Origin of the sequence: Pseudomonas sp. 10C3, from assembly GCF_036346185.1 — a bacterium.
GTDB lineage: Bacteria > Pseudomonadota > Gammaproteobacteria > Pseudomonadales > Pseudomonadaceae > Aquipseudomonas.
In genome coordinates this window covers 13,615-33,168 of record NZ_JASJVE010000041.1, presented here as the reverse complement: position 1 = coordinate 33,168, position 19,554 = coordinate 13,615, and the positions used below count along the sequence as shown (strand labels likewise).

Sequence of the window (19,554 nt, the reverse complement as noted above, 5' to 3'; positions counted from 1 at the left end):
AGATGTGTATAAGAGACAGATGCGCGCCCCGCCACTTCCACCCGGCACAGGCTGGATAACCAGCAGCAGTCCGGACAGCGCAAGCATCAGGTAGCTCAACAATTGCCAACGCACGGCATCTGGCAACCATTGGTACAGCACGTAATAACTCGCTGAAGCCAACGTCGCGATCAGCAGCAATTGCCCGCGCACATCAAGCCAAAGACTCGACAGGCGCTCGGTCTGTATCAGCACCACCATCTGCAATACCGCGCAAAAACCTGCAAACGCGACCAGCAACGTCCCTGAAAGACTGGCAACCTCATCAATCAGCAGTGGCGCCAGACCTGTTTGCTCCAGCACCGTCAACATCGCAAGATGCAGCAATACCAAGCCGCCCACCCATAACGTCTGGGCGAGCTGCCAGATAATTGCGCCCGCACGATACGGGCGACAGCTGTTAGATATGGCTGACTTCGACAATCTCGTACTCGATCACACCACTTGGCGTTCTGACTGTCACCACTTCACCCTCTTCCTTGGCAATCAAGGCACGAGCGATGGGTGAGCCGACCGAAAGCTTGCCCTGCTTGATATCCGCTTCGTCTTCACCAACGATCTGATATTTCACGCGTTCATCGGTTTCGACGTTAGCGATCTCGACAGTCGTGCCGAATATAACCTTGCCGGTGTGCACAATCGTCGTCACGTCAATGACCACTGCGTTCTGCAGTCGGCCTTCAATATCACGAACCCGTGCTTCCACCATGCCCTGCTGCTCGCGAGCAGCGTGGTATTCAGCGTTTTCCTTGAGATCGCCCAGCTCACGCGCAGTACCGATGTCCTGGCTTAGCTTGGGGCGAATCACCTTTGTCAGGTGAGTCAGTTCTTCTTCCAGGGCGCGAGCGCCCCGAATGGTCATTGGATATTTGGTCATACCTTTAATCCTGCATGTAGATCCTGCAAGCGCCGTACAGTCTTCTCTGGACCGAACTTCAGCGCTTCACAGATGGCTTCACCCGCAGCGATGGTGGTCGTGCAGTAAATTTTGTGCTGCAAGGCATTACGACGAATCGAGTAAGAATCAGCGATCGACTGACGGCCCTCAGTGGTGTTGATGATCAGCGTGACTTCGTCATTTTTGATCATATCGACCACGTGTGGACGACCTTCTGTCACCTTGTTGACGCGACGCACTTTCAGGCCCGCAGCCTCAATCAACTGAGCGGTTCCGGCCGTCGCGACAATTTCGAAGCCCAGATTGATCAGATCACGCGCGACACCGGCCACAAGCGGCTTGTCGTCATCGCGAACGCTGATGAACGCAGTACCACCGGTCGGCAGTAGCTCGCTGGCACCCATTTGAGCCTTGGCGAAGGCTTCGCCGAACGTATCGCCCACGCCCATGACTTCGCCGGTGGACTTCATCTCCGGGCCGAGAATAGGGTCAACACCCGGGAACTTGGCAAACGGGAATACCGCTTCTTTGACGCTGTAGAAGTTCGGAATGATTTCTTTTGTGAACCCTATTTCCTTCAGGGTTTTGCCAGCCATGACGCGTGCCGCGATCATCGCCAGGGAAACACCGATGCACTTGGACACAAACGGCACGGTACGCGAAGCACGCGGATTGACTTCAATAACGTAGATGTCATCGCCTTGCAGCGCCAGCTGTACGTTCATCAAGCCGATGACGCCCAGCTCCAGAGCCATTTTCTTGACCTGTTCGCGCATCTCGTCCTGGATATGCGCAGGCAGCGAGTACGGTGGCAGCGAGCATGCAGAGTCACCGGAGTGAACGCCTGCCTGCTCAATGTGCTGCATGATCGCGCCAATGACTACGTCAGTGCCGTCACAAACCGCATCGACATCCATCTCGATGGCGCAGTTGAGGAAGTGGTCCAGCAGCACCGGGCTGTCGTTGGACACTTTCACCGCATCACGCAAGTAGCGCTTGAGCTCTTCTTCTTCGTAAACGATTTCCATCGCCCGACCGCCCAACACGTAGGACGGACGCACCACTAGCGGGTAACCAATCTTGCCTGCGGCGCGAATGGCTTCATCTTCGCTGCGCACAGTGGCGTTAGGCGGCTGACGCAAATTCAGGCGCTCGACCATTTGCTGGAAGCGCTCACGGTCTTCGGCACGGTCGATTGAGTCAGGGCTGGTGCCGATGATCGGCACGCCAGCTTCCTCAAGAGCACGCGCCAGTTTCAGCGGAGTTTGGCCGCCGTACTGAACGATCACGCCTTTAGGCTTTTCGACGCGGCAGATTTCCAGCACGTCTTCCAGGGTTACTGGCTCAAAGTACAGGCGATCCGAGGTATCGAAATCGGTGGATACGGTTTCCGGGTTGCAGTTGACCATGATGGTCTCGTACCCGTCTTCACGCAGGGCCAGTGCCGCATGTACGCAGCAGTAGTCGAACTCGATGCCTTGGCCGATGCGGTTCGGACCACCGCCAAGAATCATGATCTTGTCGCGCGTCGACGGGTTGGCCTCGCACTCTTCCTCATAGGTCGAGTACAGATAAGCGGTATCGGTGGCGAACTCAGCTGCGCAGGTATCGACGCGCTTGTAGACCGGGAAGATCTCAAGCTTGTGACGATGGCGACGCAGGTTTTTCTCGGTGACACCCAGCAGCTTGGCCAGACGCGCATCGGAGAAGCCTTTGCGCTTGAGGCGGAACATCAGATCACGGTCGATGGTAGCCAGACCCAGCGTCTTGATCTTCTCTTCTTCCTTGACCAGATCTTCGATCTGAACCAGGAACCAAGGGTCGATCATGTTCATGCTGAAAATTTCTTCAACCGTCATGCCTGCACGGAAAGCGTCTGCCACGTACCAGATGCGCTCAGCGCCCGGCACCGTCAGCTCACGCTTGAGCACGGCCATGCTTTCCGGGTTGGTCAGGTCAAGCTTGGGGTCCAGACCGCAGACACCCACTTCCAGACCGCGCAGGGCTTTCTGCAGGGATTCCTGGAACGTGCGGCCGATGGCCATGACTTCGCCGACCGACTTCATCTGCGTGGTCAGGCGTGCGTCGGCCTTGGGGAATTTTTCAAAGGCGAAGCGTGGCAGTTTGGTGACCACGTAATCGATAGACGGCTCGAACGATGCCGGGGTCTTGCCGCCAGTGATTTCGTTCTGCAGTTCGTCGAGGGTGTAACCAATTGCCAACTTGGCCGCGACCCGGGCGATAGGAAAGCCGGTGGCTTTCGAGGCCAGTGCCGAAGAACGGGAAACCCGCGGGTTCATCTCGATCACGACCATACGGCCAGTGTCCGGGCAGATACCGAACTGCACGTTCGAGCCGCCGGTCTCCACACCGATCTCACGCAGTACCGCCAGCGAGGCGTTACGCATGATCTGGTATTCCTTGTCGGTCAGCGTCTGCGCTGGCGCAACAGTGATCGAATCGCCGGTGTGAACGCCCATCGGGTCAAAGTTTTCGATGGAGCAAACGATGATGCAGTTGTCCTTTTTGTCGCGGACCACTTCCATCTCGTACTCTTTCCAACCGATCAGCGATTCGTCGATCAGCAGCTCTTTGGTCGGCGACAGGTCCAGACCTCGGTTGCAGATTTCTTCGAATTCTTCGCGATTGTAAGCAATACCGCCACCTGTGCCGCCCATGGTGAAGGACGGACGGATGATGCACGGGAAGCCCAGTTTTTCCAGGACGACGTAAGCTTCCTCCATGGTGTGGGCAATACCCGAACGCGGGCAATCCAGACCGATGGACTTCATTGCCTTATCAAAGCGCGAACGGTCTTCGGCCTTGTCGATGGTGTCGGCATTGGCGCCAATCATTTCGACGCCGAATTTTTCCAGAACGCCTTCGCGCTCCAAGTCCAACGCGCAGTTCAGCGCAGTCTGGCCACCCATGGTTGGCAGCAGTGCGTCTGGACGCTCCTTCTCGATGATCTTGGCAACGGTCTGCCATTTGATCGGTTCGATGTAGGTCGCATCGGCCATTGACGGGTCGGTCATGATGGTCGCTGGGTTGGAGTTCACCAGGATGACGCGGTAACCCTCTTCGCGCAGGGCTTTGCAGGCCTGGGCGCCGGAGTAGTCGAATTCACAGGCCTGGCCGATCACGATGGGGCCGGCGCCGAGAATCAGGATGCTTTTTATATCTGTACGTTTTGGCATGGGTTGTCACTCAAATCCGTAGGTCAGTCGGCAAGCCGTCTTGAATATTTCTCTGAGGGGGTTGGGCGGACCATCCAGACAGTCAATCGTCCGGGCTCCACCCACCCTCTGCTCGCTACATTCTCAAGGCAACCGGTCAGCGTCGCTTGGCCATGGCTTCGATAAAGCGATCGAACAGTGGCGCCACGTCGGTAGGGCCCGGGCTCGCTTCAGGGTGACCCTGGAAGCTGAACGCGCTCTTGTCGGTGCGCTCAAGGCCCTGCAAGGTGCCATCGAACAGCGACTTGTGAGTCGCCCGCATGTTGCTTGGCAGCGTAGTCTCGTCCACCGCAAAACCGTGGTTTTGGCTGGTAATCATCACGACACCGGTGTCCAGATCCTGGACCGGGTGGTTTGCACCGTGGTGACCATGCCCCATCTTCATGGTCTTGGCTCCAGAAGCAAGTGCCAGCAATTGGTGACCGAGGCAGATACCGAAGATCGGGATTTCGGTTTCCAGTATTTCCTGAATCGCCTTGATCGCGTAGTCGCACGGCTCCGGGTCGCCAGGACCGTTAGACAGGAATACACCGTCCGGCTTGAGCGCCAACACATCACTGGCAGGCGCTTGTGCAGGGACTACCGTGACACGGCAACCGCGATCAACCAGCATACGCAGGATATTCAGTTTGATGCCGTAGTCGTAAGCCACGACGTGGTACTTCAAGTCTGCGGCTGCGAAGTCCGGGTGACTGTCAGTCGCCAGGCTCCAGACACCGGAGAGCCACTCATAGCGCTCCGTGGCGCTGACGACTTTCGCCAGATCCATGCCCTTGAGGCCAGGGAAGCCACGAGCAGCGGCAATCGCCGCTTCTTCGGAAATGTTATCGCCGGCCATGACGCAGCCGTTTTGTGCGCCTTTCTCGCGCAGAATGCGGGTCAGGCGGCGGGTATCGATACCGGCGATTGCGACAACATTGTTGGCTTTCAAGTAGTCCGACAGGGACATCTTGTTGCGCCAGTTGCTCGCGACCAACGGCAAGTCGCGGATGACCAATCCTGCCGACCAGACGCGATTGGACTCGGCGTCTTCTGGCGTCGTACCGGTGTTACCGATATGTGGATACGTCAGAGTGACGATCTGTTGGGCATAGGAAGGATCGGTAAGGATTTCCTGATAGCCGGTCATTGCGGTGTTAAACACCACCTCACCAACGGTTTGACCGTCGGCTCCAATGGCTTCGCCGCGAAAAATGCTGCCATCAGCAAGGGCGAGTATGGCTGGCTTAGTCAAGAAGACCTCCCGTAAATAAAGCCTGAAAGGGCGTTCGCAGGTTGCAAAAAAGCGGAATGACGTATAGACACGTCACCCCGCTTTCTCTTCGAATTATCTGCGCGCTTTTAGTGGACACACTAAAGCTGTAGCTTACAGAAAAAGCCTTTTTTGGTCTACCGCCAATGAGCCTTAAAGACAGGGTAATGCGACAGAACGCCACCCAAAGGCTGAAAACAGAGTCAAAGCCCACGTAACTGTTGAGCTTCAACCCTGTTTAGGCGGTCAACGCAGCCCCAGCACGTCCTGCATGTCGTACAAGCCGGGTGCCTGACCGTCGAGCCACAAGGCAGCCCTGACAGCCCCCTTGGCAAAGGTCATGCGACTGGAAGCCTTGTGCGTGATCTCTACTCGCTCACCGTCCGCTGCGAACATCACGGTGTGGTCACCGACGATATCGCCCGCGCGAATCGTTGCAAAACCGATGCTTTGACGATCACGCGCCCCAGTCTGTCCTTCACGCCCATAGACTGCGACCTTTTCAAGGTCACGACCCAGCGCCTGAGCAACCACTTCCCCCATACGCAGCGCGGTGCCCGACGGTGCATCCACTTTGTGCCTGTGATGGGCTTCGATGATTTCGATATCGACGTCATCACCCAACACACGAGCGGCAGTGTCGAGCAATTTAAGGCACAGATTGACCCCGACGCTGAAGTTGGCAGCAAACACAATCGGGATGTCTTTACCCGCGGCTACCAAAAGCAGCTTCTCTTCCGCACTGAAACCCGTGGTACCGATGACCATGGCCTTGCCCGCCTTGCGGCAGAACGCCAGGTTCTTCAAGGTCACCGACGGATGAGTGAAGTCGATCAGCACGTCGAACTCATCAGCCACGTTGGCCAGATCGCCCGACAACGGAATGCCGATACGGCCCAGCGCTGCGAGCTCACCCGCATCCGCACCGACCAATGAGCTGTCCGGACGATCGACCGCAGCGGTCAAACCCGCGCCCTGCGTTTGCTGGACCGCCTCGATCAGGGTTTTACCCATGCGCCCAGCGGCGCCCATTACTGCAATACGTCGCATGCCTTGCTCCTGACCTGTTAGCCCTTACAAATCGCCAAAGAAGCGTTTCACACCTTCGAACCAACCGCTGGCCTTGGGTGAATGCGAGCTGTCGCCTTCGAGCGAAGCACGGAACTCTTCGAGCAATTCACGCTGACGACGTCCCAGATTGACCGGGGTTTCGACCGCAACACGACACATCAAGTCGCCCGCACCACCACCACGTACCGGCGCCACACCCTTGCCACGCAGACGGAACTGCTTGCCGGTCTGAGTACCTTCAGGGATTTTCAGTTTGACCCGACCATCCAGCGTCGGCACTTCCAACTCGCCACCCAGCGCGGCATCAGCAAAGCTGATCGGCACTTCGCAGTACAGGTGCTTGCCGTCGCGCTGAAAAATGGCGTGCTCGCGAACGTTGATCACAACATACAGATCGCCGGTCGGCCCGCCCTGAGTACCCGCCTCGCCTTCGCCGGAAAGACGAATGCGATCACCCGTATCGACACCTGGCGGCACTTTCACCGACAGGGTCTTGAACTCTTCGACCCGGCCTTCGCCGCGGCATGAGTCACACGGATCGGAAATGATTTTGCCGTGGCCATGGCAGCGCGGGCAGGTTTGCTGCACCGAGAAGAAACCTTGCTGCATGCGCACCTGACCGATACCGCCGCACGTCGGGCAGGTAATAGGCGCCGAGCCTTTCTTCGCGCCGGAGCCATCGCATGGCTTGCAATTGACCAGCGTCGGCACACGAATACTGACGGTCGTGCCGCGCACAGCCTCTTCGAGATTCAGCTCCAGGGTGTAACGCAAGTCACTCCCGCGCTGAGCGCCACCGCGAGCACCGCCACGGCCGCCACCAAAGAAATCACTGAACACGTCGCCGAAAATATCGGAGAAGTTCGAGCCGCCGAAACCTGCACCACCGCCACCCATGCTTGGGTCGACGCCGGCATGACCATACTGATCGTAGGCCGCACGTTTGCTGGTGTCGGAAAGCACTTCATAGGCCTCATTGGCCTCTTTGAACATGTCTTCGGACGTTTTATCGTCTGGGTTGCGGTCCGGGTGATGCTTCATCGCGAGTCGGCGATAAGCCTTCTTCAGATCAGCCTCACTGGAGTCGCGCTCCACACCCAAAATCACGTAATAGTCACGCTTAGCCATAAGTCTTATGCACTCTTGAGGACGTCCGACAAAACCCTCCTGAGTCTTGCCAAACTCGTTGAGCCCAATACAGGCCCGGACTCAACTCACGTCGATTCAACGATTCCGGTCTTGGCTCTACGGCCAGTTCACTGACCGAGAGAAGCAGCAAAACAAGCCACATGCAGGAGCATGTCGACTTTGCCGCATCGCTTGCGGGCCGAAACCCCCAAGCTTGAAAATTCGTCTATTCCAGACACGCCAACGCGGGAGCAAGCTCCCGCGCGGCGACATCCTACCAGCCACCGCTTGAATGCAGTCAACCGGCTTGCAAGTGAGCCTGCGCTTACTTGTGGTCTTTCACTTCTTCAAACTCTGCATCAACAACGTCGTCAGGCTTTTTGGCCTCCTCAGCAGGCTTGCCAGCCGCTTCCGGCTTCTCAGCTTCGGCGTACATTTTCTGAGCGATTGGCGCGGAAACTTTGGACAGTTCCTCAACCTTGGCGTCGATGACTGTTTTGTCGTCGCCTTTGATGGCCGCTTCCAGAGCAGTCAGTGCAGCTTCAACGGCGGTTTTTTCTTCCGCAGTCACTTTTTCGCCAGCATCGCTGATCATTTTGCGTGTCGAGTGGACCAGCGCATCACCCTGGTTACGGGCAGAGGCCAGCTCTTCGAACTTGCGATCTTCTTCAGCGTTGACTTCAGCATCACGCACCATCTGCTGAATTTCTTCTTCAGACAGACCGGAGTTGGCCTTGATCACGATCGACTGCTTCTTGCCAGTCGCCTTGTCTTGAGCACCTACGTGAAGAATGCCGTTAGCATCGATGTCGAAGGTCACTTCGATTTGTGGCACGCCGCGTGGAGCAGGTGGAATCTCGGCCAGGTCGAACTTGCCCAGCGACTTGTTCTGACCCGCTTGCTTACGCTCGCCTTGCAGCACGTGAATGGTTACCGCGCCCTGATTGTCATCAGCAGTCGAGAACACTTGCGATTTCTTGGTAGGAATCGTGGTGTTTTTCTCGATCAACGCGGTCATCACGCCGCCCATGGTTTCGATACCCAGGGTCAGCGGGCTAACGTCAAGCAGCAACACGTCTTTCACGTCGCCAGCCAATACTGCGCCCTGGATAGCAGCACCCATGGCAACAGCTTCGTCCGGGTTCACGTCTTTACGCGCTTCTTTACCGAAGAACTCAGTAACCAGCTTCTGTACCAGCGGCATACGTGTCTGACCGCCGACCAGAATCACGTCGTCGATTTTGCCTACGTCGATGCCCGAATCCTTGAGTGCAATACGGCAAGGCTCAATGGTGCGTTGAACCAGATCTTCAACCAGCGATTCCAGCTTGGCGCGAGAGATTTTCACGTTCAAGTGCTTAGGACCGGTCGCATCTGCAGTGATGTACGGCAGGTTAACGTCGGTCTGCAGGCTGGAGGACAGCTCGATCTTAGCTTTTTCAGCAGCTTCTTTCAGGCGCTGCATCGCCAGCGGGTCACCTTTAAGGTTCATGCCGCTTTCTTTCTTGAATTCGTCAACGAGGTAGTCGATCAGACGGATATCGAAGTCTTCACCACCCAGGAACGTATCGCCGTTGGTAGCCAGTACTTCGAACTGGTGCTCGCCATCGACTTCAGCGATTTCGATAACCGAAACGTCGAATGTACCGCCGCCCAAGTCGTAGACGATGACCGTGTGATCGCCCTTCGCTTTGTCCATACCGTAAGCCAGAGCGGCTGCGGTTGGTTCGTTGATGATGCGCTTGACGTCCAGACCCGCGATGCGACCGGCATCTTTGGTGGCTTGACGTTGGCTATCGTTGAAATAGGCTGGAACGGTGATGACCGCCTCAGTGACTGTTTCACCCAGATAGTCTTCAGCGGTCTTCTTCATCTTCTTCAGGATTTCAGCCGAAATCTGAGGAGGAGACATTTTCTGACCGTTGACTTCGACCCATGCATCGCCGTTATCAGCCTTGACGATCTTGTAAGGGACCATCTGGATATCTTTCTGCACAACTTCTTCGTCGAAGCGACGACCGATCAAACGCTTCACCGCATACAGGGTGTTGTGCGGATTGGTCACCGCCTGACGCTTGGCCGATTGGCCAACCAGAATTTCGCCGTCGTTGGCGTACGCAATGATCGAAGGCGTAGTACGAGTGCCTTCGGCGTTTTCAATAACTTTTACTTTGCCGTTTTCGAGAATAGAGACGCAGGAGTTGGTGGTCCCCAGGTCGATACCGATGATTCTGCCCATGTTAACTTTCTCCGGAAATTTTAAATTTGGATGCCGCAACTGCGTTCACACATTGCGGTAGCTCTTAAACGCATGACTTCTAAATGGGGGCCTGATGGCTGATTTCAAGCCTGCTCATCAATCGATGGTCTAACAGGCGAAACTGCCTTGCTGACCACAACCATCGCCGGGCGCAACAGGCGACCGTGGAGCTGATAGCCCTTCTGGAACACCTTCAGCACGCTGTTAGGCTCAACGTCGGCACTCTCTTGCATGGCCATCGCCTGATGATGTTCGGCATTGAAGGGTTGGCCGTGGGGATCAATCGCTTCCAACTGATAACGCTTGAGGGTGTCCTGAAACATTTTCAGCGTCAGCTCGATCCCTTCACGCATCGGACGGATACTTTCGTCGTCCGGGTTGGACAACTCCAGGCCGCGCTCAAGGCTGTCAATGATCGGCAGCAAATCACCCGCAAATTTTTCCAGTGCGAATTTGTGAGCTTTCTCGACATCCTGCTCGGCGCGACGGCGGACATTCTGCAGATCCGCAGCAACTCGCAAAGACTGATCCTGCGCAGCAGCCAATTGCTCTTCAAGCACTTGCACACGCGCTATCACGTCATCAACCGAAGCCGCACCAGCGGCCTGATCCTGAGTCTGCGTATCCAGATTCTGTTCGTCAGCCATAGATTTCTCCTTTCAATAACGTCCGCGAGCTCAACTCGCGCTTCTGTCCCGCTATATGGGGTCTTAATTTCCAGCTTCAAGTGCAACCAAAAGCACAATAACGTCCATTTTCATCAATAACCCGCCTCGCCTTAAGCCCAGGCCGCACATGAACAAATCACATAACGGACTAAAAAAAGCCGTAATTCAACCAAATCGAGCTAAGACAGGGCATTGTCAGCAGAAAGCAAAACACTGTATAAATAACCAGACAAATAGCTTGGGAGCCGCCTCTATGCTGGTGCACCTGTCAGTACATAACTACGCCATCGTCGAACATCTCGATCTCGAGCTGGACCGAGGCATGAGCGTGATCACTGGCGAAACCGGTGCCGGCAAATCAATCATGCTCGACGCTCTCGGCCTTACCTTGGGTGATCGCGCCGATAGCGGTGTGGTCCGCCCCGGTGCCGACAAGGCCGATATCCTTGCCACCTTCGACCTGACCGATATCCCCGAAGCCCGCGCCTGGCTCGCAGAGCGAGATCTGGACAACGACGGACCGTGCATCCTGCGCCGGGTTATCACCGCAGAGGGTCGCTCGCGGGCCTACATCAATGGTTCGCCCTGCCCTCAAGGTGACTTGAAAGCGCTGGGCGAATTCCTGATCGATATTCACAGCCAGCATGAACATCAGTCATTGCTCAAGACGGACACCCATCGCCGCCTGCTTGACGAATACGCGGGCGCCACCGACCTGGCACGCCAGGTACATCTGGCGGCACAGCGCTGGCGCCAGACCCGGCAAGAGCTGGAGCGACTCGCCAATTCAGGCGATGAGCAACGCTCGCGCCATCAATTGCTCAGCTATCAACTCGAAGAACTGGAAAGCCTCAGCCTTGGCGAAAACGAACTGGATCAACTGGAGCAGGAACACAAAACTCTGACCAATGCCGAAAGCCTACTGAGCATCTGCCGTCAGGTCGTAGAACAATGCAGCGAAAACGACTCGGGCAATGTCCTGAACGCACTGACCGCCAGCCTCAATCGTCTGTCTGGCATCAACAGCTCACCGACTGCCATGTGCGAAGCCGCCAGCCTCCTGTCCAGCGCACAAATTCAGGTCGAAGAAGCTGTGGGAGAACTGAACCGCTTCCTCGATCACTTCGATGCCGACCCGGCGCGCCTGCAACAACTTGAAGAACGTCTCGATGCGATCTACACCCTGGCCCGCAAACACCGCATTCAGCCCACTGACGTCGCCGCGCTCCAGCAAAAGCTGTTGGACGAAATCGAAACCTTGAATGCAAACGATGAAGCTATCGAGCGTCTGGAGAATGAATTGTCCTCCTATGCTCGACATTATCAGGACAAAGCTCGCGAATTGAGTGATCTACGTCAAGGTTCTGCGCCGACTCTGGCCAGTGCTGTGGAGCAGGAAATTCAACGCCTGGGCATGCCTGGTGGGCGGTTCAGCATCGAACTGCGCCCCAATGCCAGCAAAGAATTGCTGCCCAATGGTCTGGAGCAGGTCGAGTTATTGGTGAGCGCAAACCCCGGACAACCGCTAAAGGCACTGGCCAAGGTCGCTTCCGGTGGTGAGCTGTCGCGGATCAGCCTGGCGATTCAAGTCATCACCGCACAAACCTCACGGGTGCCGACGCTGGTGTTCGACGAAGTCGATGTCGGGATCGGCGGGCCGACCGCAGAAATTGTCGGTCAGCTGTTGCGTCGTTTAGGCGAGCGCGGGCAAGTCATGACCGTCACGCATTTGCCGCAGGTCGCAGCGCAAGGCCACCAGCACCTGTTCGTGCACAAGGTACGTGACAGCGATGCCACTCGCACCGCCGTGTCCAAACTCAGCAAAACCGAACGCGTCGAGGAAGTCGCACGCATGCTCGGCGGTATTGATCTCACCAAAGAGTCATTGGCCCACGCGAAAAAAATGGTCCTCACCGCGAAGATTTGATCATTCAATCAAAAACCGTGGAGCAAGACGTCGTCCGCGTCTTGTCCGCGATAGCGGCGTAAAAATCAGACAACAGAAAGCACGAAGGCGACCCTGAGGTCGCCTTCGTTATTATGGCTGTCGGAAGGTTTACACCTTCTTCTTGCGCACGTAGAGCACCAAGTTGTGATCCACCAACTCGTAGCCGTGCTTCTCCACAATCGCTTTCTGAAGCTTCTCGATTTCCTCTTCGAAGAACTCGATCACCTCACCGGATTCCACGTTGACCATATGGTCGTGGTGGCCGCCGTCGGCCAGCTCGAAAACTGCGTGACCTCCGTCGAAATTGTGGCGAACCACCAGCCCTGCAGCTTCAAACTGAGTCAGTACACGGTAAACCGTGGCCAGACCCACGTCCTCGTTCGCGTCCATAAGTGCCTTGTAAACATCCTCGGCACTCATGTGACGCTGCTCAGCAGAATCGAGCATCTGTAGAATTTTGACCCGAGGCAGGGTCACTTTTAGTCCGACTTTACGCAGTTCGCTATTTTCAACCATGGTCAGCTTTCTCGCGGATGCTGCTTCGCAGCTTCTCTTAATGCGGGTATGATCGGGGTTTACGTTGTCCCAGCCAAGATAGTGGAAGTCGCCCACCGATGCAAAACACCAAGCACCTGCTAACCAGTTTCACCTTTGTGGGACTGCTCGCACTCGCCGGTTGTTCATTCCCCGGGGTTTACAAAATCGACATCCAGCAGGGCAATGTCGTCACGCAGGATATGATAAACCAGTTACGCCCCGGAATGACCCGTCGGCAAGTACGGTTTATCATGGGTAACCCTCTGCTGACCGATACGTTTCATGCCGATCGCTGGGATTACCTGTATAGCCTGCAACCTGGGGGCGGTGAACGCCAACAAGAACGCATGACCATTGTCTTTAATAGCAATGATCAGCTCGTCAGCCTTTCCGGTGACTTCATGCCTGGCGTGAGTCGCGACGAGGCCATTCTTGGCAAGAATAGCGGTACTTCCGCTACTCCCGCCCAGGGTGAACAGCCTAAAGCCGAAGAGCCTCCTAAACCTGGCTCATTGCTCAAGCAAATCCAGGATGACGTGGACAAAAGCGAATCAGCTCCAGTGCCCACTCAGGAACCTCTGGAACCATCGTCGCGGTAGTTGTGAAAAGCAGCAGTCAGCGTCTTCAAAAAAACCCGGCATGCCGGGTTTTTTTGCGTCTACGGGTTCAAAAATAGATTACTGCGAATCGCTTTTCATCCTGGCCTGGGCAGCCTTGGCCGCACGCAACCGGCGAACCTCTTTTGGATCAGCCAACAACGGACGATAAATTTCTATTCGATCACCCGCCATCAGCACTCGGGTTTCGGCATCGCTTAGCACTTTGCCGAAAATACCTACGGAACAATGCGCAAGATCCAACTCAGGAAAATGCTGGCCGATCCCGGAAGCCTGCAGCGCGTCGCGCACAGTCGAATCCGATGCCACGCTAACGCTAAGCAGCACCTGGCGATCTATCCCAGCGTAAACCACTTCGATTTCAATCAGTGGCTTAACCATGCAGCTGTTTTGCCCGCTGGCAAAAAGCGTCGACCAGTGTGTTGGCCGCCTGATTGAACAGCGGCCCTAACGTTGCCCGCACGATGGGGCCGGCGTAATCGAACGACAGATCCAGGCTGATCTTGCAGGCCTTTTCACCCAACGGCTTGAACACCCAAACCCCGTGTAACTGGTTGAATGGCCCTTCTTCAAGATTCATCTCGATCGACTGTCCTGGCACCAGCGTGTTTCGCGTCACGAAATGCTGCTTAAGACCGCCCTTGGCTATTTCGACCCGAGCGCGCATGTGCCCCTCACCGGCGTCCAATATCACAGCCGATGAGCACCACGGCAAAAATTCCGAGTAGTGCGCTACGTCATTTACCAAGTCATAAAGTGCCTGGGCCGGGTAAGGCAACAGGGCAGAGCGTTGAATATGGGTAGTCATGTCAGCGTCACTTCCAAAGCTGAGCGGCAAACACAACAAGAATGCCGAACGGCGCCACATAGCGCATCAAAAAGAACGTCAAAGCGAAAAGCACCGGGCTGCGCATCGACAACTCATCACGCACCGCCTCACGGCCCATCACCCAACCTGCAAAAACCACAAAACAGAAGCCACCGAGCGGCAACATGATCCGCGAGGTGAAAAAATCGATGACCCCAAAGAAGTTCAGCCCCCCCACTGCGCCCCATTGGTAGAGGTGAAGTACACCGGCATCGATCACGAAAAACTTGGCCTGCTCCCAGATATTGAACGAAAAAACCGTTCCCAAACCCACGAACCAGCAGATGAATGCCAGCCAGAATGTCACCCAGCCGCGGCGAACTTTAGTCCGTTCGATCAGATAAGCCACCATCGGCTCAAGCAAGGAAATAGCCGAACTCCAGGCCGCTACCGCCACCAACACGAAGAAGATTACGCCCATGAGTTGGCCGAACGCCACGTTGCCAAACGCAAATGGCAAGGTCACGAACATCAGGCCTGGGCCTTCGCTGGGGTTCAGGCCCGCCGCAAATACAATTGGAAACAACGCCAAGCCTGCCAATAGTGAAACAAACGTATCGAGCAACGCCACACCGACGATGGTCCCGGAGATCGATGAGTTCTTCGGCATATATGCGCCATAAATCATGATCGACCCGACGCCCACACTCAGCGAGAAGAAGGCATGCCCCATCGCGGGCAGCAAACCATCGAGCAGCTTCGACGCGTCGAAGTCGAACATGAAATGCACGCCCTCCATAAAGTGTCCGGTCGTCAGGCTATAACCCAACAGAATCACCATCAGGATAAAGAGCAGCGGCATCATGATCCGCAGACTGCGCTCAAGTCCCGCAACCACGCCTTTGGCGATCACCACCGCAGAAAGCAGCATGAACACCGTGTGCCACAGGGTCAGGCGCCAAGGGTCGGCGATGACCTTGCCGAAGTAAGCCCCCACTTGATCGGACGCGACACCCTGAAAGTCGCCACGGCCCATATCAATGATGTAATCCAGCGACCAGCCACCTACCACGCTATAGAAGGACAGGATCAACAATGCCGTGATCATTCCGGCGAATGCCCCCCAGGACCAACGCGTCGAATGCCCCGCCTCGAGCGCCAACACCTTCAAGGCGTTGGCCGGACTTTGCCGGGCGCGCCGGCCAATCAGCGTTTCGGCGAGCATCACCGGCACACCGATCAAGGCAATACAGGCCAGGAACACCAACACGAAAGCGCCGCCACCATAGACGCCGACCATGTAGGGAAACTTCCATATGCTGCCGAGACCCACCGCAGAACCGGTCGCCGCGAGAATGAACACCCAGCGGCTCGCCCAGCCGCCGTGGACAGAAACCTTGTCCGTCGACATCGTTAACACGCTCAACCGTTGAAAAAAGAGGCCGCATTGTCCGGGATTCAATCAAGCTGCTCAAGCACGCAGCTTCACCGTAGCCGACAGCGCGTTGTCTCCCTATAATGCGTCCCCTATGGCTAAGCTCAAGAAACACCCCACAGGGACCATCGCGCAAAATAAAAAGGCGCGTCACGATTACTTCATCGAACATAAGTTCGAGGCCGGTCTGGTCCTGGCTGGCTGGGAAGTAAAGAGTATGCGTGCTAGCAAGGTGCAGCTGGTTGACAGCTATGTGCTGCTCAAGGATGGCGAGGCCTGGCTGATGGGCTGCCATATCACGCCGCTCGCGGCCGCCAGCACGCACGTCATCGCCGACCCTACACGTACCCGAAAACTGCTGCTCAACCAGCGCGAGCTAGAAAAGCTCAACACCGCGGTTCAGCAGAAAGGCTATGCCTGCGTGGCCCTTTCCATTTATTGGAAAGCACACTTGATCAAGTGTGAAATCGCGCTTGGCAAAGGCAAGAAGGAATACGACAAGCGCCACACCGAGCGTGAACGCGACTCTGATCGTGAGCTGCAACGAGCGGTTCGCACCAAGGGTAAGGATGACTGACAGCTCGCATGTGCGAGTTGCCTGACGCACCGCGGCGCTTCATTTGCGAATAAATTCGCTCTCACCGAGGATACGCAATCTCTGTAGGAGCGAATTCATTTGCGAAATAGACCGGGCCAGACCTCACAGTCCGTTACGCCTCTCCGCGCGCGCCGTACGCTGCACTTGCTGCCGCACCTCTTCCAGCACCTCCTGCACATAGAGCAGATGGCGACTGGCAACTTCGCGCGCGTCCTCCGCACGGCCTTCGATAATCGCCAGATACAACTCACGGTGCTGACTGATCAGCATGTCGCGAGTCTCTGTGCGTTGCTTGTACATGCCACCGATGTTGGTCACGACATTACGCTTGAGCAGATCGAACAGACCACGGATCGTGTGCAGCAGCACTGCGTTGTGGCTCGCTTCAGCGATAGCCAGATGGAAGCTCGCATCGGCAGCACCCTCCTCGGCCCGGCTTACTTCGCCGACCCGCGAATAACAGTCCTGCAATAAATCAAAAGCCGCACGTAACCGCTCACGATCAACGTCCGTCGCACGCAAGGCCGCGTAATACGCGCAAGAGGCTTCCAGCGTATGGCGAAACTCAAGCAGATCACGCTGAGCGTCCGGATTGCTTTCCAGCAAATGCAGCAACGGATCGCTGAACGTCGACCCCAGATTCTCGACCACGTAATTGCCGCCGCCCTGGCGGCTGATTAGCAAACCTTTGGCTGTTAGTTTCTGAATCGCTTCACGCAAGGATGGGCGCGATACACCAAACTGTTCTGCCAACGCACGCTCGGCAGGCAAGCGCTCTCCAGACCTCAATGTGCCTTCGAGAATCATCCCTTCCAGTTGCTCGACAATATCGTCAGACAAACGGCGCTGACGCACCTGATCAAACCCCATAACTCACTCCACCTCCCCGATCATCTGTCGGGACCGCCTATTCTCGCCGATTGCCACCGCGCCGACACCCTTCAGGTTCAGTTGGAAATGCCACATCAATGCCAATTTTTTCGCAAATCGACGAAAGTATTAGAAGGGCAAATTGACACATCAATAGCTAGGCTTTTAACCTAGCGTCCAGACATTGTAAATTGGTATTACCAATTTACAATGCCGGCATTCAGTGGCCACCATCCACGACGCCGCAAGACCTCTCGTCATAGCGAAAGGCTTGAGCTGGTGAGCTGTGCGACTTGTTCGTCAGCCTCGATTCGACGACCGCGATCTAGCGTGCTGGCCGTCGACAACGAGCTGCGAATTTGCGATACGGAACATCGGGCCTGACCAACAACAATTAGGGGCCACCCCATATGCAAACCTGGCAACAGTTCTACACCCCACTCGGCAGCCTTGGCTTTTCCGCTATCGCCGCAGTCATCCCCATCGTGTTTTTCTTCATGGCCTTGGCCGTGTTCCGGCTAAAGGGCCATGTTGCAGGCAGCATTACGCTGCTGTTATCGGTACTGATAGCGATCTTCGCCTTCAAAATGCCCGCTGATATGGCCGTTGCGGCCGCCGGATACGGGTTTGCCTATGGCGTCTGGCCGATTGCCTGGATCATCATCGCTGCGGTATTTCTCTACAAACTGACGGTTAAAAGTGGTCAGTTCGAGATTATCCGCAGCTCGGTCCTGACCATCACAGACGACCCGCGCCTGCAAGTGTTGCTGATCGCCTTCTGCTTTGGTGCCTTCCTTGAAGGTGCGGCAGGTTTCGGTGCGCCCGTGGCGATTACTGCCGCGTTGCTGGTAGGCCTGGGCTTCAACCCGCTCTATGCCGCTGGTTTGTGCCTGATTGCCAACACGGCCCCGGTCGCTTTCGGCGCATTGGGTATTCCGATCATCGTGGCGGGCCAGGTTTCGGGTATCGACGCGTTCAAGATCGGCGCCATGGCCGGCCGTCAATTGCCGTTGCTGTCGCTGTTCGTACCGTTCTGGCTGGTGTTCATGATGGACGGCATGCGGGGCGTCAAGGAAACCTGGCCAGCCGCTCTGGTCGCAGGTTTCACCTTTGCCGCCAGCCAGTTCCTTACCTCGAACTTCATCGGCCCGGAACTGCCGGACATCACCTCGGCGCTGCTCAGCCTGATTGCCCTGACCCTGTTCCTCAAAGTCTGGCAGCCTAAACGTACCGCTGGCGCGCAAATGGCCGGTGCTACCCCAACCGGCCCGGTAGTCGCCAGCGCTGGCGGCTTCGGTCTGCCACGCACGTCGGTCAAGTCTGAATACACCTTGGGCCAGATTTTCAAAGCGTGGTCACCCTTCCTGATTCTGACAGTCATCGTCACCATCTGGACGCTTAAGCCGTTCAAGGCAATGTTCGCCGCAGGTGGTGCGATGCAGGCATGGACCATGAACTTTGCCATCCCGCATCTGGACCAACTGGTGTTCAAGGTCGCGCCGATCGTCGCCAACCAGACCGCCATGCCAGCCGTGTTCAAGTTCGACCTGATCGCCGCTTCCGGCTCCGCGATTCTGATCTCCGCATTGCTGTCGATGCTGGTGTTGCGAATCGGGGTCAAAACCGGTTTGACCACTTTCAAAGAAACCCTGTTTGAACTGCGCTGGGCTATCGTGTCCATTGGCATGGTGCTGGCGTTCGCCTTCGTGATGAACTTCTCCGGCATGTCCACCACGCTGGCACTGGTTCTGGCATCCACTGGCGCTGCGTTCCCGTTCTTCTCGCCATTCCTTGGTTGGCTGGGCGTGTTCCTGACAGGTTCCGATACCTCCTCCAACGCGCTGTTTGGCTCATTGCAGGCAACGACCGCGCACCAGGTAGGCGTTAGCGATGTGCTGATGGTTGCCGCCAACTCCACCGGCGGTGTGACCGGCAAAATGATTTCACCGCAGTCGATTGCTGTTGCCTGCGCTGCCACCGGCCTGGTGGGCAAAGAGTCCGACCTGTTCCGTTTCACCCTCAAACACAGTCTGTTCTTTGCCACCATCGTCGGTTGCATCACCCTGGCTCAGGCTTATTGGTTCACCGGCATGTTGGTTCACTAACAGCATCCACACCCGCAACGACCTGGCGCCGGGCTAATCCCCGGCGTCAACCATTCATAACCGGGTCTGCAAAGCGGCTGAAAG

The 19,554-nt window shown here is 56.4% G+C and carries 16 protein-coding genes; 4 read left to right on the top strand and 12 right to left on the bottom strand.

From position 1 onward, the window contains the following. Positions 1-439: 439 nt before the first annotated feature. From greA to grpE, 7 genes are all read right to left on the bottom strand, one after another. Positions 440-916 carry a transcription elongation factor GreA gene (greA, locus tag QN399_RS25300; RefSeq protein ID WP_322177813.1) on the bottom strand — a complete coding sequence of 159 codons (477 nt, stop codon included), beginning with the start codon at positions 914-916 and terminating at the stop codon, positions 440-442. Then, on the bottom strand, positions 913-4,134 hold the full coding sequence (gene carB / locus QN399_RS25295; protein WP_219063838.1) for a carbamoyl-phosphate synthase large subunit: 3,222 nt from the start codon (positions 4,132-4,134) through the stop codon (positions 913-915). The genes greA and carB overlap by 4 nt, the downstream gene beginning before the upstream one ends. Before the next feature lie 136 nt (positions 4,135-4,270). Next, complete coding sequence (carA, locus tag QN399_RS25290) at positions 4,271-5,407, bottom strand: glutamine-hydrolyzing carbamoyl-phosphate synthase small subunit (RefSeq protein WP_322177812.1); 1,137 nt, start codon at positions 5,405-5,407, stop codon at positions 4,271-4,273. A gap of 264 nt (positions 5,408-5,671) precedes the next feature. Next, a complete protein-coding gene (gene dapB / locus QN399_RS25285; RefSeq protein WP_322177811.1) occupies positions 5,672-6,475 on the bottom strand; it encodes a 4-hydroxy-tetrahydrodipicolinate reductase in 804 nt (267 codons plus the stop codon). A 24-nt stretch (positions 6,476-6,499) separates the two neighbouring features. Next, positions 6,500-7,624, bottom strand: coding sequence for a molecular chaperone DnaJ (dnaJ, locus tag QN399_RS25280; protein ID WP_322177810.1), 1,125 nt, complete (start codon positions 7,622-7,624; stop codon positions 6,500-6,502). Between the two features lie 325 nt (positions 7,625-7,949). Further along, positions 7,950-9,863 carry a molecular chaperone DnaK gene (dnaK, locus tag QN399_RS25275; RefSeq protein WP_322177809.1) on the bottom strand — a complete coding sequence of 638 codons (1,914 nt, stop codon included), beginning with the start codon at positions 9,861-9,863 and terminating at the stop codon, positions 7,950-7,952. A gap of 104 nt (positions 9,864-9,967) precedes the next feature. Next, entirely contained in the window at positions 9,968-10,531 is a 564-nt protein-coding gene (gene grpE / locus QN399_RS25270) for a nucleotide exchange factor GrpE (RefSeq protein WP_322177808.1), read from the bottom strand. A 274-nt stretch (positions 10,532-10,805) separates the two neighbouring features. Here grpE and recN point away from each other — a divergent pair, with 274 nt between their 5' ends. Beyond that, positions 10,806-12,479: a DNA repair protein RecN gene (gene recN / locus QN399_RS25265; protein WP_330201855.1), complete on the top strand. Its 1,674-nt coding sequence runs from the start codon at positions 10,806-10,808 to the stop codon at positions 12,477-12,479. Positions 12,480-12,608: 129 nt separating this feature from the next. Here the strand turns inward: recN and fur are convergent, their stop codons facing one another. After that, positions 12,609-13,016, bottom strand: coding sequence for a ferric iron uptake transcriptional regulator (gene fur / locus QN399_RS25260; protein WP_322278297.1), 408 nt, complete (start codon positions 13,014-13,016; stop codon positions 12,609-12,611). A gap of 98 nt (positions 13,017-13,114) precedes the next feature. Between fur and QN399_RS25255 the strand changes: the two genes are divergently transcribed. Next, complete coding sequence (locus QN399_RS25255) at positions 13,115-13,636, top strand: outer membrane protein assembly factor BamE (RefSeq protein WP_330201854.1); 522 nt, start codon at positions 13,115-13,117, stop codon at positions 13,634-13,636. 78 nt (positions 13,637-13,714) lie between these two features. Here QN399_RS25255 and QN399_RS25250 read toward each other — a convergent pair whose 3' ends face one another. Genes QN399_RS25250 through QN399_RS25240 form a run of 3 tightly spaced genes read right to left on the bottom strand, consistent with a single transcriptional unit; the run spans position 13,715 to position 15,873 of the window. After that, positions 13,715-14,035 carry an RnfH family protein gene (locus QN399_RS25250; RefSeq protein WP_330201853.1) on the bottom strand — a complete coding sequence of 107 codons (321 nt, stop codon included), beginning with the start codon at positions 14,033-14,035 and terminating at the stop codon, positions 13,715-13,717. After that, entirely contained in the window at positions 14,028-14,462 is a 435-nt protein-coding gene (locus QN399_RS25245; protein ID WP_322177803.1) for a type II toxin-antitoxin system RatA family toxin, read from the bottom strand. The genes QN399_RS25250 and QN399_RS25245 overlap by 8 nt, the downstream gene beginning before the upstream one ends. Before the next feature lie 7 nt (positions 14,463-14,469). Then, entirely contained in the window at positions 14,470-15,873 is a 1,404-nt protein-coding gene (locus tag QN399_RS25240; protein WP_330201852.1) for a sodium-dependent transporter, read from the bottom strand. A gap of 118 nt (positions 15,874-15,991) precedes the next feature. On the opposite strand from QN399_RS25240, the gene smpB reads away from it, so the two are divergent. Next, positions 15,992-16,474, top strand: coding sequence for an SsrA-binding protein SmpB (smpB, locus tag QN399_RS25235; protein ID WP_219063850.1), 483 nt, complete (start codon positions 15,992-15,994; stop codon positions 16,472-16,474). A gap of 123 nt (positions 16,475-16,597) precedes the next feature. On the opposite strand, the gene QN399_RS25230 is transcribed toward smpB, so the two are convergent. Next, the gene (locus QN399_RS25230; protein ID WP_330201851.1) at positions 16,598-17,365 is read right to left on the bottom strand and encodes a GntR family transcriptional regulator; all 768 of its coding nucleotides are present in this window, start codon (positions 17,363-17,365) and stop codon (positions 16,598-16,600) included. Positions 17,366-17,775: 410 nt separating this feature from the next. Between QN399_RS25230 and QN399_RS25225 the strand changes: the two genes are divergently transcribed. After that, on the top strand, positions 17,776-19,470 hold the full coding sequence (locus QN399_RS25225) for a lactate permease LctP family transporter (RefSeq protein ID WP_330201850.1): 1,695 nt from the start codon (positions 17,776-17,778) through the stop codon (positions 19,468-19,470). Positions 19,471-19,554: the final 84 nt, after the last annotated feature.